Below are 15,669 nucleotides of genomic sequence, written 5' to 3'. Positions count from 1 at the left end.
TCGAAGGTGGATTGTCCTTCACGCAATGAAACCATTAATGCCCTTCAAAAAATCTCAAAACTAGCACCTACTCAACAAAAAAAAAGCTATTTATTATTGTTAAAAAAGAGCGAAAAATGTTTTGGTCAAGATTCGGTTTATACGTCAATTCTTAAAAATATTGCTGATTGTTATGCGAACGATAAAGATTATGATAATGCCATCATCTATACCAAAAAAGCCATTCAAATCAATCAATCTGGCAGAGGAAATGTTAACCATTTTAGCTTAGAAGTTAATTATTTCTATTTAGCTCGCTATGAAAATCAACTAGGGCATTACCAAGTATCGTTAGATGAGCTAGATAAGTGTATTGCCATTGCCAAAACTAATCTCGAAAAAACCAACTATCTCTCAAAAGCCTATGCCCAAAAAGCCAATATTTTCAGTAAAATGGGCGATTTTGAAAAGGCCATCAGTAGCGTAGATTTAGGCATTAGCTTTGGCAAACAAACCAAAAATCATGAAGGATTAGCCTTTAGTTTGATTGAAAAAGTAAAGACACTCACGATGATGTCACAAATCGATAAGGCGAGTGATAACCTGAAAGAAGTAATACAATTATTAGAAGAAAAAGACCCCCTTGGTTATTTACCCTATGCCTATTATTGGGCAGGGCAATTATATACGGCTCAACAACATTACAAGGAAGCCATCTCATCTTATCGGAAAAGCCAACAACTTTACAAGCTTAGTAACAATACCTATAGTTACTCTTTGAATTTTTTAGACATTGGGTTTACCTATTATCAGTATTTGCAAGACTATGACCAAGCCCTACAAAACTATTTGATGGCCTTGCAAACGATGGATAATGCCTACATGAAAGTAATTATCTATGATGATATTGCGGCGGTGTATTGGAAGAAAAAAGATTATCCAAAAGCGTTTGAATATTATCAAAAAGCCTTTGAAATAGCACCAATCGGCTTTAAATCGAGACAACTAGCAGATATTCCTTCTATCAAATCATTACAAGCGGCCGACTTTAAATCTTATTTATTAACTACCCTGCAAGATAAAGCAGATACTTGGCTGGAATATCACAAAGCCACCCAGCGAAAAGATTATTTAAGAAATGCCTTGAAAACCTACATCGTAGCCGATCAGTTGGTAGACTTAATGCGTTTTGAACACGCAGGCACGGAATCGAAGCTTTATTGGCGAAACAAAACACATCATCTTTATGAACAGGCTATTGAAACCTGTTACCTATTAAAGAACTACGAAAAAGCATTTTATTTTTTCGAGAAAAGTAAAGCCGTCTTGCTAAATGACCGACTGAATGAACTAAGTGCTAAGCAACAACTTTCGCCCGAAGATTTACAAAAAGAGAAATCGCTACAACAAAAAATCACGGAGTATAATACTAAACTGGTAGGACAAAATAGTAACAATGCTAAAAATACAACCTTACAAAATCAGTTATTAGAGGCTCAGGAAGAGCAAGCAGCTTTTATTAAAAGCCTTGAGCTTAAAAACCCAACTTACTATCAGTATAAATACGATACCACGACGGCTTGCTTAGCGGATGTGCAAAAATACCTTAAAAAACCTGCACAGTTTACGAAGGAAGACATTTGCTTAGTAGAATATTTTGTAGGCAACGATGCCATCTATGCCATGAAAGTATTGCCAGACCAAGCCTATCTACAGAAAATTTCGTTGGTTAACTATGAAGAAAATTCAAAAGCATTTTTGAAATACTGTGCCGATAATCAACAAGCTAATGCCGATTTCTCTGGTTTTTTGAAAGTAGGAAATCAATTGTATCAACAACTTTTTGCGAAACTAGATGTCCCCAAAGGTAGGGTAATCATCGCACAAGATGGATATTTTTTACCTTTTGAAGCCATGAGTAAGTCTTCAAGAAAATCTGAATATTTACTGAAAGACTATGCGATTAGCTATACCTATTCGGTACAATTTTTATTGAAAAATATCAGCAACGAAAGTTTCTCTTTGACAAAGAAATTCTTTGGAATGGCGCCTGTAGGTTATCAGAAAAACTTGAACCAAACAGAACTGACTGATTCGGAGAAGTCGTTAGCAAAAGTGTCCGACTTTTTCTATTTCGGGAAAACCTTTATCAATCAAGCTGCAGACAAAAAAACATTCTTTGATAATGCCCATAATTATCAGATTGTGCATCTATACACCCACGCCCAAGCAGATGATAGCGACCAAGAACCGATGATTTACTTTGCCGATTCTGTCTTAAAGCTATCAGAATTGGGGGTATTGAACAGATTCAAAACGCAATTATTGGTATTATCAGCCTGTAAGACAGCAGTAGGCAGAAATGCCACGGGCGAAGGCATTCTGAGCTTATCCAGAGGTTTTGCCACATTAGGCATTCCTGCTACTTTAACAACGCTTTGGAGTGTGGAAAACAGAGCCACCTATTCCTTAAATGAATTATTTTATCAATACTTGTCTGAAGGTCTTACCAAAGACGTAGCCCTACAAAAGGCTAAAATAGCCTTCTTGCAAAGTCAAACAGGCGAAAACCAATTACCTACTTTTTGGGCAGGAGCCGTATTGGTGGGCGATGCCTCCGCTTTAAATTCATCTTATACTATGTGGTATGTGCTGGGCGTTATAGTATTATTGATACTGGCTTTTATAGGCTGGAAGAAATTTAAACGTCCTACTATCAAGAGCTAACTAAGTATTTGATAAACAGCTTTTTCTTTCCCTTCTTTTGCAAATTATTTTTGGTTCATGCAACCCTTTTATTAGGTTGGGTTGTCTATCTCTTTGAAATGCATCTCAAATCTTCCCTTGACTTTCCTGATCAAAAAATCAGGGGAAACAGTTTTAACTTTTCAATCAAAGTGTAATCCAAATTTGTGTGAAATTATGAAAAAAATCCTTTTTGTCATTGCATTCGCATTGACGGGCATTTTAACGAGCTGTAAAGAAAACATAAATCTTGATCAACAGAGCCAAAGCCAAACAACAACCAATGCGGCAGCAGTGGCCAAGGTTTCGGCAGTAATTAAACAAGATTACCCAACGGCTACAGAACTTTTAGTAACAACGATAGATTCAAATAAAGTATATGGTTGCGATTTTTCAGTAAATGGTGTTGCCCACGAAGCTACAGTTTCGGCTACAGGCAAAATTTTGAGCACCTATACCGTCAAGGCAGATACTACTAAAGCTGCTTTGATAGATGCCATCAAGGTATATCTTGAAACGAATTACAAAGGTTATAAGCTTGAAAAAGTAGCAGTAGGGAAAGATGCCAATGGTAAGGATGCTTACAAAATTTTGATAGTTTTCAATGACCAAAGAATAACGTTACTCTTCGATGCTACGGGTACTTTTGTGGCTTCTTTCACAGAACCGAAAAGTCAAAAGCCTGATCCAAAAAATGCGCCTAAAACGTATTCAGTGAGTTTGACAGATTTACCAGCCAATATTCAAAGTCAGTTGAGCGGCTATGAATTTGAAAGGGCGTTTGTAAAAACTAATGCTGATGGAACGAAGAGTTATTTTGTTTCGGCTAAAATTGGCGATGTGTTGTATGAATTAACCTTTGATGGTGCAGGTACGTTGAAAAGTAAGAACGCGATAAAATTGAAATTGCCGAAGCTTGAAGTTAAAACTTTGAAGGATTCAGAGCTACCCAAAGCAATTAAAGATTATCTTAGTACTAATTATTCGGGATGGAAGTATGAGAAAGGGATTGTTATTTTAAAAGATACCTTGCCAGATTCTTATACGGTGGCTATTTCAAAAGACGGTAAAATTGCTACCCTCAATTTTGATGGAAGTGGTAAATTTATCAGTGTTTTAGAACCGAAATTACCAACAGTTCCTAAATTTGAAGAAAAGAGCATTGCATCTGCCAATGACCTTCCGCAAGTAATTAAAGACTATTTAAATAAAGTATATGTTGGCTGGGTATTCAGTAAAGGAAGCATTACATTAAATAACGATGTAGCACAGGCTTATTTAGTGGTTATTACCTTTGGTACAGACAAATACTATGTTTATTTCGATAAGGACGGAGCTTTTATAGCTGCTAAAAAAGATAAATAGTAAAAGGCAGAACAGTTGTAGGAATGACTAACCACAACTGTTCTGTTTTGAAAACAATATGAGAATTTTTGTAGGAATATTTTTTATGATGGTGTTATGTTTGGTTTGTGCGTGCGACGAAATTATTGAAGTCGAGCCCGCTATAAAACCAACCACAACTACTATTTCGTTGATTGATACAAAAAATTATTACACACCCCCTAATAATTTTATTGCTATTGATCTTAAAGTACTATTGAAATCATCAGGATATACCTCCATTAAAATTGAAAGTGCGCCTCAATATGGCAAATATTCTTTTTCAAAAACAGGGTATCTAATTTACAAATCAGATTCTACGAAAAACGAAGTATCTGAATTGCTGATTTATAAGATGACAAATGGCAACGCGATTAAACGCGATACTATAAAAGTAAATATTACTTCTGATAACAATAAGATTCCGTGTAATGCTGGAGCCATTCCAGATTTCTTTACGGTAAAAGTAAATACGCCAACGGTGTTGGATGTATTGAAAAACGACCGTTTTTGTAATGCCATCGTGGATTCTAGTTCATTAGCCATTTTAGACAAACCTGCTTTTGGAACGGTAGAAATCATCAAAAATAAGATTGTTTATACACCGAGTAGTGGCAACCAAGATGATATTTTCTTTTATCAAATATGCACGGGCGGGAGTAATCCAGTTTGTAGGATTGTCGGCGTGAGGGTTGATGTAGAAGGTACGTGGTGTAAAAATATTTTGATTCCCGATGTGATTGTAGTGGATAAATACGATACTTCTGTACAGAAAATAAAGGTGTTGGAAAACGATAAAATTTGTGATGATTATGATATAAAAAGTTTAAAGGTTTCGATAAATCCACAGTTTGGTAAGGCAACTGTAAATGCCAATTCAGAAATTGAATACAGCCAGACAATCAAGCAAGAAGCTAACGATTTGTTAGAATATACCATTTATGACAAAAACGGGAATAATCCACAAAAAATGTTTGTCGAAATATTGATTCGCACAATTCCTGCTTGTAAGGCTTATATAAAAAATGGAGAAATGGAATTGTCGGCTAGTCAAGTACAAAGTTCAGAGGTTGAACTTCCTTACAGATTATATCTGGCTAGTTGTGTAGGTGTAAAAAGTATAACTATTGAAACCCAACCCATTTATGGAATGATACGCATTGAAGACAAAAAGCTTTTGTATAAGCTTAAACAACAAGATGGCAAAGAGTATACGGATCAATTTAAGTATGTTATTACTACTACCAATGGAGAGATACTGAAAGCCAATTTTACCATAAGAATAAAAAAATAAATGATAAATTTTAAAGAGGCAGCCCATAAACTTTGTATAAATGGTGTATTCTCTTTAAACAATTCATCATTTAATAAAACTCACTAAATGCTCAACGAACAGGAATTAGTCAAAGCCTGCCAAAAAAACGACCGCAAAGCCCAAACTGCTTTTTATAACCTGTATAAAAGTAAGTTGATGGGTGTTTGTCGTCGTTATACTCGCACGCCCGAGGAAGCCGAAGACATTTACCAAGAAGCATTTGTGAAAATATTTAATAATATTCATTCCCTAGAAAACCCCAAGGCCGTAGGTGCTTGGGTTAGAAAGGCGGTAATACATACTGCCATCAATTATTATCATGCTAATTTAAAATTTCAACAAAATACAGACTATGAAAATATTGTACTAAGCAATGATGATTACCCCAACCTATTATCAACTCTTACAAGCGAAGAACTTCTTGCGCTGATTAACCAATTGCCTGATGGATACCGCATGGTTTTCAACCTCTATGTGATAGATGGTTATAATCATGCAGAGATAGGGGAGCTGTTGGGTGTGAGCGAGAATACTTCAAAATCACAGCTTTCAAGAGCAAAAGAACTGCTTAGAAAGCAACTAAAACAACTGGGAATTATCAGCTATGAGCGCACTTGATAAAGATAAAGATCCTTTTGAGGACCTTTTCCGAGATAACTTGTTTGATTTTGAGTCAGAACCAAACGACAAACTCTGGAAAGCTATAGAGCCTCAACTTCCTGCTAATCCAGCAAGGAAAATACCTTATTGGCAATTTGCCGCAGTGGCTGTCTTATTATTGCTGACGGGCATAGGAGTATACCTATGGCCTTCTGAAATAAATAACGATACTGAAGCCAAGATAGAACAGCCTGCCGAAAAGCTTGTAGTTAGCCCGAAAGAGGCAGAGAAAAATAGTGAGAACAATGAAAACCGTAACGTTGAAACAAATAAATCAGACAATATAGCGAAAGATTTACCTACTGAAGAGATAAGTGCTTTGTCATCAAAAAATATAACTAAAAACCCTAATGATGCTACAAATAGTAATGAATTAACAGAAGAATCAGTAGGTATATCTTCAAAGATAAATGCATCCAAATGGGCAAGTATCCATAAAAAAGAGGAAATAGTATCGTATAAAAAGCAGATAGGTTCAAAAGCTAAGAAAGGTAATAAAACTTATATTGGCGAAGTACCACCTATTACACCGACAGACAATCATCAAAGTGAATTGTCAAGTGCTGGTGAACAACAAGGGAATATAACATATAGTAATACTCAGAAATATTCCTTTAACAAAAGCAATACAAAGGGGCGTTCTGGTGTATTCTCAGATAGAACCGACAACACAGTTAATGATAATGTAGTAAATAGTAATAATCAATTAAATGAAGTAACAGAAAATCGTTTTAAGATGCTTTCAGCACTTGATTCAAAAGAGTATCATCCGTTTACCAATCATTTTAGAACACCTAAAATAAGATATCGTGGGCCAAAGCCTACTGTATATTTTAAAGAATCTAAACCATTAGAATGGTATGTAAGTGCGATGCCACTTATTAATTACTATACCATCACTGCTAATGGAAACGACGCTAATTATGTGTATAAAATTGCGGTGAATGATGATGCCGACAGACTGGGCTTTTACACACAGGCAGGTTTAGTATTTACTTTATCAGACAGATTTAAGCTTAGAACGGGGCTGACTTTTACTAAAACCAATCATAGTTTTAGTTATCAGGTGCGTACAGATTCATTGGTAGTTCAGTCGCCTGACAATTCAGGCGTAGATGTAAGTTTTGCAGAGATTAAAAAAGTGTATTCACAGTCTGCTTACTATTTAGGTACTAAGGTAGAATTACAATATACTTTTCTGAGAGGCGAATCACTTTCACATTATGTGAATGTAGGAGTGGAGGGAGCTTACAAAATTAATGGCACTAGCCAATTAAATGGGTTTGCAAATATAGCCTATGGTATTACCAGACAGATAGGAGATAAGGCTTATTTGTTTGTTGAGCCGACCTTTAGTTATTCGTTGAATCAGCAGAGTGATTCAAATTCGTTATTATTAATAAAGCCCAATAAAATTGGATTCAATATTGGGATAAACTTCAAATTAAGATGAGAGACTGTTTAAAATTTTTCTGCAAAGCGTTAGCTTGTGTAGTAATCATAGTTGTAGCAATGGTGGTTGCTCTGTTTAGCAGTGAAGTCAGTAAGTTATAATATTAGTTGAGGAGTGTGCTTTTTGAAAGGCTCACTCCTCAGCTTTGAATTATTCGGTTCTTAATCTGACAATAATATTCTTCAAATAACTCATCTCTCCATAATGTGTATTTTCATGTAGAAGGAAAAATGAAACTTGGTCGCCTACGGTATTCCCTGCTGGCAATTTATAAGGACTTTCAGTATCCCATCTTTCTTGATTTATTTCAGCAAGCAATGCTATAATTCTTTCTCCTCTTTGTTGAAAAGTAGCTACTAGATTATCCAAGGTCGGATACATTTCATTCTCCAACAGTGCTGTGCCTGGTGCAAAGGTTATGCGTTCGTTATCAAAAGCTGATAGCTTTTCAGTCGGATTCAATAGTTTGATAATGGTATTCCTAATAAAAGTTACATGCCCAAGTTCCCATGTAAAATGATTTACCTTATCATAAGGACGGAAAAAGGCTTCTTCTTGATTAATTAAACTAGCCAGCTTAGTGATTCTGTTATTTGACAGTGCAAAGCCTTTTTGTAAGAAGGGTATTAATTGCATATTTATTGCGTTTGATTGAATTAGGCTTAAATTTACAGGAAGAATGGAGGAAAGCTAGGGATATATTTGGAATAATTATTCTATAAAATACGATGGCGTGACTTCAAGTCATGCCATCAGTTACTCCTCAAGTTTACATGATAAACTATGTATATTATTTCAAATTATTTTGTACAATATTATTAACAAACTCAATTGAAACATCAGTTAGCTTAACAATTTGTTCTATCGTTAATCCCATTTCTAAAGCATTATTAATAGTTTCAACCTTGTCTTTCTCTATTGCTTGCTTGATTTTTCTACTTTCAGCCTTTACAGCTTCAGCATTTCGAGCAATTAGTATCTCAAAGGATGCTTTTTCATCTGGAGTCATTTTTCTGCTATCCAATTCATCAATAGCAATTTTCAACCATTCTTCATCCCAAAATTGAGGGAATTGAGTTGGTTTTGTAACTGTATGTATCGTTTTCATGGTATATATCAGTTTTTCTAAATCGGTTTGACAATCAGACTCTTGTAAAACAAATTTATCTAATTCTACCGTAATAAACGACATTTGTTCATCAAAAAGTTCACCTTGTTCATTTCTTAGATTAGCAACTGAATGAAATTGAGGGTAAGGGAAAATATTGTTTGCTAAAATAGCAACACAGTAGATTTTAGTAAGTCTTCCATAATCAAATTTGCCTCGTTTCACCATCGCATTGAATTTATGCAATGCGTAGAATTTCATGCGTTGTACAAAATATGGAGCTTCGCCATATTGCATCTCTACAATAAAATGATTGTTATTTTCATCAGTACAAGCTAAATCAAAAATTCCGCCTCTACCATCTGGTGTTATTCCCTCGAAAGTGTTTTTATCAAATTTAACTTCTTTAATAGGTATTTTAGATTTTATTAATGCTTGTAAAGCTTTGCGTAAAAAGAGTGTATTAGTTTCATTTCCAAAAGTTGCCTTAAATCCATAGTCTGAGATTATAGGGATGAAAATTTGCTCATTGGTGTAAAAAGTTTCCATAGGGTAAGAATCATGTTTTGTAGAAAATAGAATTTTGAGTATTCATTTGATTGAATAAGCCTCAAATTTAATGGAAGAAAGATGAAAAACTAAGAGATATTTGCAATTGTTATTCTATAATCATTTCACCCTTTCAGGGTTTAAAAATAAGTGTTCATCTACTAGCATTTCGCTATAAAACACAGATGACATGACTCCAAGTCATGCCATCTGTTAACTTAATAAATAATATACCTTACAAACTCTTTAAAATATAAACGCCTCCTTTAGTCGTTTGGAAATTATAAGCATCAAATGCTTTAGCTTTTTTCAAGGTTGATTTTCCTGCTAATTTCAATTGATTAGGCGTTTTAATACTACAAATTCCACCTATTGATGAACGGATAACTAATTGCGTTACTTGCTTGTTTTTCCAAGTAATATCTACTTCAAAACCGCCACGAGCTTTCATTCCTTTGATTTCACCATCTTGCCAGTCGTCTGGAATAGCAGGTAAAATGTTAATAAGTCCGTCTTGACTTTGGATAATCATTTCTGAAATACCAGAAGTACCACCAAAGTTACCATCTATTTGAAATGGAGGATGTGCACAGAATAGATTTGGATAAGTACCACCACCATTTGTGTAATTAGTACCTTCCATACCTGTCAATTTCAATAGTTCACGCACTAGTTTGTAGGCATGGTTACCGTCGTGTAGCCTAGCCCAGAAATTTATCTTCCACGATTTACTCCACCCTGTGCCGTCATCACCTCTAATTTCCAACGTTTTTCTAGCAGCATTGGCAAATTCAGGGGTACGAAGAGGGGAAATTTGGCGACTAGGGTGCAACGCAAACAAATGCGAAACATGGCGATGTTGTGGTTCAACATCTTCCCAATCTTTGTACCATTCTTGCAAATTCCCTTTTTTGCCGATGTGCAAAGGGAACATTTTTGCTTTCTTAGCAATCAATTCTTTTCTGAAATCAGCATCAATGCCTAGTTTTTCTGAGGCTTCAATCGTATTAGTAAACAAATCCCAGATAATACCCATGTCCATGGTAGAAGCGATAGAAACAGAGCCTTTTTCACCTTTTTCAGTAATAAAAACATTCTCTGGTGACGTAGAGGGTGCCGTTACTAAATATCCGTTTTTGTCTTCAACGAGCCAATCCTCACAGAAAATCGCCGCACCTTTCATTAATGGATAAGCTGTATTTTGTAAGTAGTTTTTATCCCCCGTAAAAGCATAATGTTCCCATAAGTGTTGACTTAGCCATGCACCACCCATTGCCCAGTTGGCCCATGAAGGCGACCCTTTGCCTTTGTCACCCACAGGGTTGGATAAAGCCCAAATGTCTGAATTATGGTGAACCGTCCAGCCACGGGCATTATAAAAATTCTTAGTGGTTTCTTTTCCTGTTTTAGCCATGTAGCCAATCCATTTCAATAATGGCGTGTGCAATTCAGATAAATTACACATCTCAACCATCCAATAATTCATTTGTGTGTTGATATTGGTGGTGAAATTGCTACTCCAAGGTGGACGAACCGAGTTATTCCAAATACCTTGTAGGTTGGCTGGTATGCCATCAGGACGAGAACAGGAAATCAATAAATAACGACCAAATTGGAAATAAAGACTTTCTAAGGCAGAATCTTTACCACCATTAGCATACTGTATCAATCGTTCGTCGGTTGGTAAATCTACAGCAGGATTTCCATTCAAAGAGAAGCTTACACGTTTGAAATACTTTTGATAATCAGCAATGTGCGCTTTTTTCAGGGCATCTACGCTGAGTGGCAATGATGCTTTAAGGAATTTATCTGCAATGGCTTTTTCATCTTTTCCATCCGAATCAGGACATTTGTCAAAACCATTGAAACTGCTTCCTACTGAAATAATCAATACAGCTTCGCTGGCATCTGAAATAGTGATGCTCTCTGCATTGGTTGTTACTTTTCCGTCGGTAGATTTTACTTTAATTCTCCAGTCAAAACGAACGCCTCCGCAACCTGTAGAGTCTTTGTAAATAACAGGAACTTCATTATAGCGGACATAATTAGGGTCGGCATGCGCAGGTGTTTTACCTCTAATTCCCAATTCATTTGTCCCTAAAATAGATTTTTGAATAGGGTGTGGTGAAGTAGTAGAAGCAGTGAAATTCAATGCTCCTTTAGCACTCGCTTTTAAGTGAATAACCATCACTTGCGCAGGTGCAGACACAAAAAACTCACGGGTAAATTCTGTATCACCTACTTTGAAACGTGTACTAGCAGTTGCCTCAGCAATGTTTAAATCTCTGTAATAATTGCTTACTTCTCCTTTAAAATCTTGTTGCAAAAGCAAATCTCCCAATGGTTGATAAGCCTCTGAATAAAGTCCTTGTAATTTGTGTGTAAGTTGTTCTGCCTTTTTATAATCTTCATTAAACAGCGCTTCTCTTACTTGTTGAAGATACTTTGGGGCTTCTGGATTGGGGTTCGGATTGATAGGCTTCCCCGACCAAAGTGTTTGTTCATTGAGTTGAATCAATTCGTTGGAGGGTCTTCCAAAAATCATTGCTCCGATGCGTCCATTGCCAATAGGCAAGGCTTCATTCCAATTCCGAGCAGGCTGTTTGTACCAAAGTGTAAGGTTCTTTTGGGCAAAAGAGCTTACTGATGATAGCAAAAGTGCAAAAACAAAATACGTTTTTTTCATAATTTATTATTTTGAGAGATATTTGTTTGTTATTGAGTGATTTAGTGAATGGTGATTTAGTGATTGTACATTGTGAGATTGAAAACAAACTTATTATAAAAATCACTCATTCACTCAATCGCTAACTCACTAAATAACAATTGCTTAATACATTTTCTTCAGCCCTTCCCAACGAACTTTCCATTTGCCATTTTTAGGAATACCGGGATTAACTGTTTTACAACCATCATACCCTGCACACATCATGGCTACTGCTGATAGTAAGCCACCATTTCCTGGTAAATACAAACGTAAGCGAGCATCTTGGTAATTATGTCCGTTGGGTAAATAGGTATTCGTTCTGATGTCCATCATCAATGCATCCACTGCCTTTTCTGGCTGTCCCAATCGAGTAGCAGTCATGGCTACCATCGGAAAATCCCAACCCCAAGTATCATCCCAATGCCATATTTTCCATACTTTATCAAAAGTGCTTTGCATGGTTGTCATGTTCAACATCGTACTTGCTGGCAACATCCCTAAGGTACAAAGCACACTCGGGTGGTCGGTTAAAAACACAGGATTAGTATAAGAATCCTTAGCGCTTTCTGTGGCTAAATACACCCCATCTTGTACGGGTAGGGGAGATAGTTTTTTCAGCACATCATCATATTTAGCATTTCTTTTCAATCCTAAACGTTCACGCCAAGTTTGTGCTGTCGTCAATGCCCATTGCCAATAAGCCAACTCGTATGTCGGATTAAAAGTCTCTTCGGGTTTAAAACGCTCCTGAGCAGGAATTACTCCTTTGCCCAAAATATACCTGCCTTTTTCAGTATCGAAATAAGCATACGACGCCATAAAGTCGGCTGTTTTAAATACTAAGTCTTTATACTTTTCTAAAGTAGCTTTATCTAAGTGTTTCCGATAAGCCAATTCTGCAAACGTAATAAAATGAGGTTGTTGCCAAAGTAAATACGCTCCTACCGACGATGGTGCTTCTTTACCATCGGGGTCGGTCATTTTTTGCCAACGAACACCTTCAAAACCTTGTCTCTCTGCAATGATTCTAGCTTCTGGCTCTACTTTTTTGTACCAACCCATGCTTTTTTCAAGCAAATCAGTTCTGTTCCATAAAGCAAAATGAACACCATGCCACCAGTGCATTTCTAAATGCGGTTTGCCAAACCAAGAATTATAAGTCAAGCCAGTTTCTTGTGGAGGCTCGTTGTTAGCACACTGAATTTTGGTAAGATATTGTGATAAAATAATGCGTCGCTCCAACTCTTTTGCCCTTGGGTCGGTACTTCCTGCAAAGTCTACGACTCCCCCAGTATTCCAAAAAGTTCTCCAAGTTGATTTTGTACTCAATAAAGTGTTGGTAAAATTTGGAATTGTTTCTTTTGGAAGCTTTTCAGAGAACATTACACTGAATTCAAGCGTGTTTTCTTTTGTATCTGGACTCACCACAAAATAATGGGCTTCGCTTTGTAGTACCTTCGACGGCTGGCTACTTTCTATTTTGATAAAGTATTCAGTATCATCTAATTGATGGTTGAAAACGAAAAATTTATCTGTTGATAACATCAACGAAGACTGGTGCTTATCTGCATTCTTCCAATTATTTCCTTCATCTGTAAACTGGTTGGTTGGGTAAGGCAGACGTAAACGATATTTTAACTGACCAGTTTTCAATAATTCAGACTGCACTTTTACCGAAATCAAATCTTTTTGTTGATGAGCAACTGTAATCACTTTTACAGGAACGCCCTCGACAGCAAACTGACTAGTAATTTCACCCGTATAAACATTCAATGTTTGGTGAATATTGGTTAAATCTTTTGGTTTTACGCTAGAACCGTCTTTTTTGAAGAGTTCAAAACCGAGATTGCCTAATTGTAAACGATGTGGATTTTGGCGGAGGAAGTTATTAGCAGCCTTGGCGCGCTCACTATTTGAGGCCTGTACGGCATAAGGTATTTTTCGACCGTGCGAATTAATCTCTTTGAAGGTCTCTTCTATTTTATAGTTTTCTGTATTGGGGTAACGATGCCAGCCCCAAACGGATTGAGTGCCTAATGAAATGCCTTTGGCATAAAAATCAGGGAAAGTTTGTAGACCCGTAATGTCGGTAGTAAAAGCAAAATCTCCATTGCCCACAGACAATGATGCTAAGGTGTCAATCTTGGATAGTACAACTGTGTGGCGTTGTACCAAAGCCTTTCTGTCGATTTTACCTTGTGCAAAAGTATGTTGAACAAGTAAAGCGTAAATGCAAATGAAAAATAGTTTTAGGTTTTTCATAGACTAGATAGTTGAGAATTAGTGAATTAAAAAATGATTTTTATTTGTCTGCGAAAATCAGCGATAATAATCAGCGTATATCAGCGGGATTATTTTTTTACCCGCAGATTCACAGAGATAAACAATCGCAGATTTTGGAGATTTTTTAATTTCTCCACGTAAATCAGCGGGAAAAAATAAACCCGCTGAATCAAAAAAGCACAGATTAAGTCATCAATCTTCACATTGATAAACATTAAAGCTGTGCTTTTTTATGATACAACTGCACTCGGAAATCTGTCATTAAGACATTCTATATACACAAGATAAATTGGTAACTACAGGAGAGTTATCTGGATTAGTATCCATAATATCACCCATAAATGCCCACCATTTTTTCATGATTTCAGTTTCTGGTAATTCGTCAAGAGTATGATTATCTACTCTTTTCTGAACAGCAAATAAAATTCCAGACGCTTCATCTAAATAAATAGCATATTCTGTAATACCAGACTTTACTAGTAACTCAGACAATTCTGGCCAAATTTCATCGTGACGTTTTTTGTATTCTTGCTCAAATCCTTTTTTGAGCTTCATCGTAAAAGCGATTTCTTGCATTTTTTTGAGTTTAGTGTTTTTGAGTTTAGGGTTTAAAGTTTATGAGTTTAGTGTTTATGAATCAAAACCTTAAACTCATAAACGCTATCTAGATTTGTGAAAAATCTGTGGGTGTTAAGAAATGGATTTCGGCTTTAGTCATGGCGTGGTCGTATTCAGGGAGTCCTTTAATACGATTCCATTCAGAGTCTGCCCCGAAAGCCTTCCAGTGTTCATCTCTCGATGCTTTGTTATCAAAAGTGGTCATATACACCAAATTAGGCTGTTTGCCACCAATGATAGTCTGTGCATAAAACACAGGATTAAATCCTAATCTTACAAAAATATTGATTTCGCCACCTTGATTGAACATATGAATTTTGCTTAATCCTTTTACTTCACTGTGGCTTTCGTACAAACGATATTCGTATACTCTTTCAGCCTTTGGTGCAGTAGTAGTAGGTGCTTTCAATTTCGTCCAGTCTTTAAAAGCTACCGACAGCGAACTTTCATAACGTTCGTAAGCTGGTGTGGCAAAATTGGCATCTAAATACGCTTTTGCCGCTTTTTGATATACCGCATCAGCCGATAATTTACTCGCTATTTTGCTAAACTGATCCAACGATTTATAAGGAATCAATACATATAGCTTAATGCCATCTTTCTGGTCAGCTTCATTAAAAACACCTACGGGACTAATTCCTAAACGATTGAACGCAGGAATGGCAGCATCTTTGAAATAATCTTCTACTACCTTTTTCTGCTCTACGCTTTTGAAACTGTATACCCTAGTTTCGTAATACTCCGATTGAGGCTTGGCAAAAGTTAAGCTACTAAAAGTGGCGATAAACAGGTAAATAGTAAAAATTGAGATACGTTTTAACATGATTGATATATTGTTTAAAATGGTTGAAAATACAAATCTGCATTCA

Annotated in this window: 11 protein-coding genes; 5 read left to right on the top strand and 6 right to left on the bottom strand. The window is 36.2% G+C overall.

All coding sequences use genetic code 11. The annotated features are described in order from the left end of the window. The first annotated feature begins 6 nt into the window (after positions 1 to 6). The 5 genes from AC1RNE_RS06920 to AC1RNE_RS06900 all read left to right on the top strand — a co-directional run bounded on the left by AC1RNE_RS06920 (position 7) and on the right by AC1RNE_RS06900 (position 7,535). Positions 7 to 2,706: a CHAT domain-containing protein gene (locus AC1RNE_RS06920; protein WP_492800291.1), complete on the top strand. Its 2,700-nt coding sequence runs from the start codon at positions 7 to 9 to the stop codon at positions 2,704 to 2,706. Between the two features lie 195 nt (positions 2,707 to 2,901). Beyond that, positions 2,902 to 4,089 (top strand): PepSY-like domain-containing protein, encoded by a 1,188-nt coding sequence (locus AC1RNE_RS06915; protein ID WP_492800290.1) that lies wholly within the window; start codon positions 2,902 to 2,904, stop codon positions 4,087 to 4,089. A 58-nt stretch (positions 4,090 to 4,147) separates the two neighbouring features. Beyond that, on the top strand, positions 4,148 to 5,401 hold the full coding sequence (locus AC1RNE_RS06910; protein WP_492800289.1) for a hypothetical protein: 1,254 nt from the start codon (positions 4,148 to 4,150) through the stop codon (positions 5,399 to 5,401). An 87-nt stretch (positions 5,402 to 5,488) separates the two neighbouring features. Further along, on the top strand, positions 5,489 to 6,040 hold the full coding sequence (locus tag AC1RNE_RS06905) for an RNA polymerase sigma factor (protein ID WP_492800288.1): 552 nt from the start codon (positions 5,489 to 5,491) through the stop codon (positions 6,038 to 6,040). Beyond that, a complete protein-coding gene (locus AC1RNE_RS06900; RefSeq protein WP_492800287.1) occupies positions 6,027 to 7,535 on the top strand; it encodes a hypothetical protein in 1,509 nt (502 codons plus the stop codon). The genes AC1RNE_RS06905 and AC1RNE_RS06900 overlap by 14 nt, the downstream gene beginning before the upstream one ends. 150 nt (positions 7,536 to 7,685) lie before the next feature. Here AC1RNE_RS06900 and AC1RNE_RS06895 read toward each other — a convergent pair whose 3' ends face one another. The 6 genes from AC1RNE_RS06895 to AC1RNE_RS06870 form a co-directional block, all read right to left on the bottom strand. Continuing rightward, the gene (locus AC1RNE_RS06895) at positions 7,686 to 8,171 is read right to left on the bottom strand and encodes a DinB family protein (protein WP_492800286.1); all 486 of its coding nucleotides are present in this window, start codon (positions 8,169 to 8,171) and stop codon (positions 7,686 to 7,688) included. 154 nt (positions 8,172 to 8,325) lie between these two features. Beyond that, positions 8,326 to 9,192: an Rpn family recombination-promoting nuclease/putative transposase gene (locus tag AC1RNE_RS06890; protein WP_492800285.1), complete on the bottom strand. Its 867-nt coding sequence runs from the start codon at positions 9,190 to 9,192 to the stop codon at positions 8,326 to 8,328. Between the two features lie 235 nt (positions 9,193 to 9,427). Further along, the gene (locus tag AC1RNE_RS06885) at positions 9,428 to 11,878 is read right to left on the bottom strand and encodes a glycoside hydrolase family 95 protein (RefSeq protein ID WP_492800284.1); all 2,451 of its coding nucleotides are present in this window, start codon (positions 11,876 to 11,878) and stop codon (positions 9,428 to 9,430) included. 144 nt (positions 11,879 to 12,022) lie between these two features. Then, positions 12,023 to 14,161, bottom strand: a complete 2,139-nt coding sequence (locus AC1RNE_RS06880; protein WP_492800283.1) for a hypothetical protein — start codon at positions 14,159 to 14,161, stop codon at positions 12,023 to 12,025. Between the two features lie 282 nt (positions 14,162 to 14,443). Then, complete coding sequence (gene rhaM / locus AC1RNE_RS06875) at positions 14,444 to 14,758, bottom strand: L-rhamnose mutarotase (protein ID WP_492800282.1); 315 nt, start codon at positions 14,756 to 14,758, stop codon at positions 14,444 to 14,446. Positions 14,759 to 14,846: 88 nt separating this feature from the next. Then, positions 14,847 to 15,623 carry an NIPSNAP family protein gene (locus AC1RNE_RS06870; RefSeq protein WP_492800281.1) on the bottom strand — a complete coding sequence of 259 codons (777 nt, stop codon included), beginning with the start codon at positions 15,621 to 15,623 and terminating at the stop codon, positions 14,847 to 14,849. Between the last annotated feature and the right edge of the window lie 46 nt (positions 15,624 to 15,669).

It is taken from the genome of Arcicella sp. GW822-FHT02H01 (assembly GCF_058802005.1).
The sequence above is the reverse complement of the archived record's forward strand: the minus strand, read 5'-3'. Positions and strand labels throughout refer to the sequence as shown.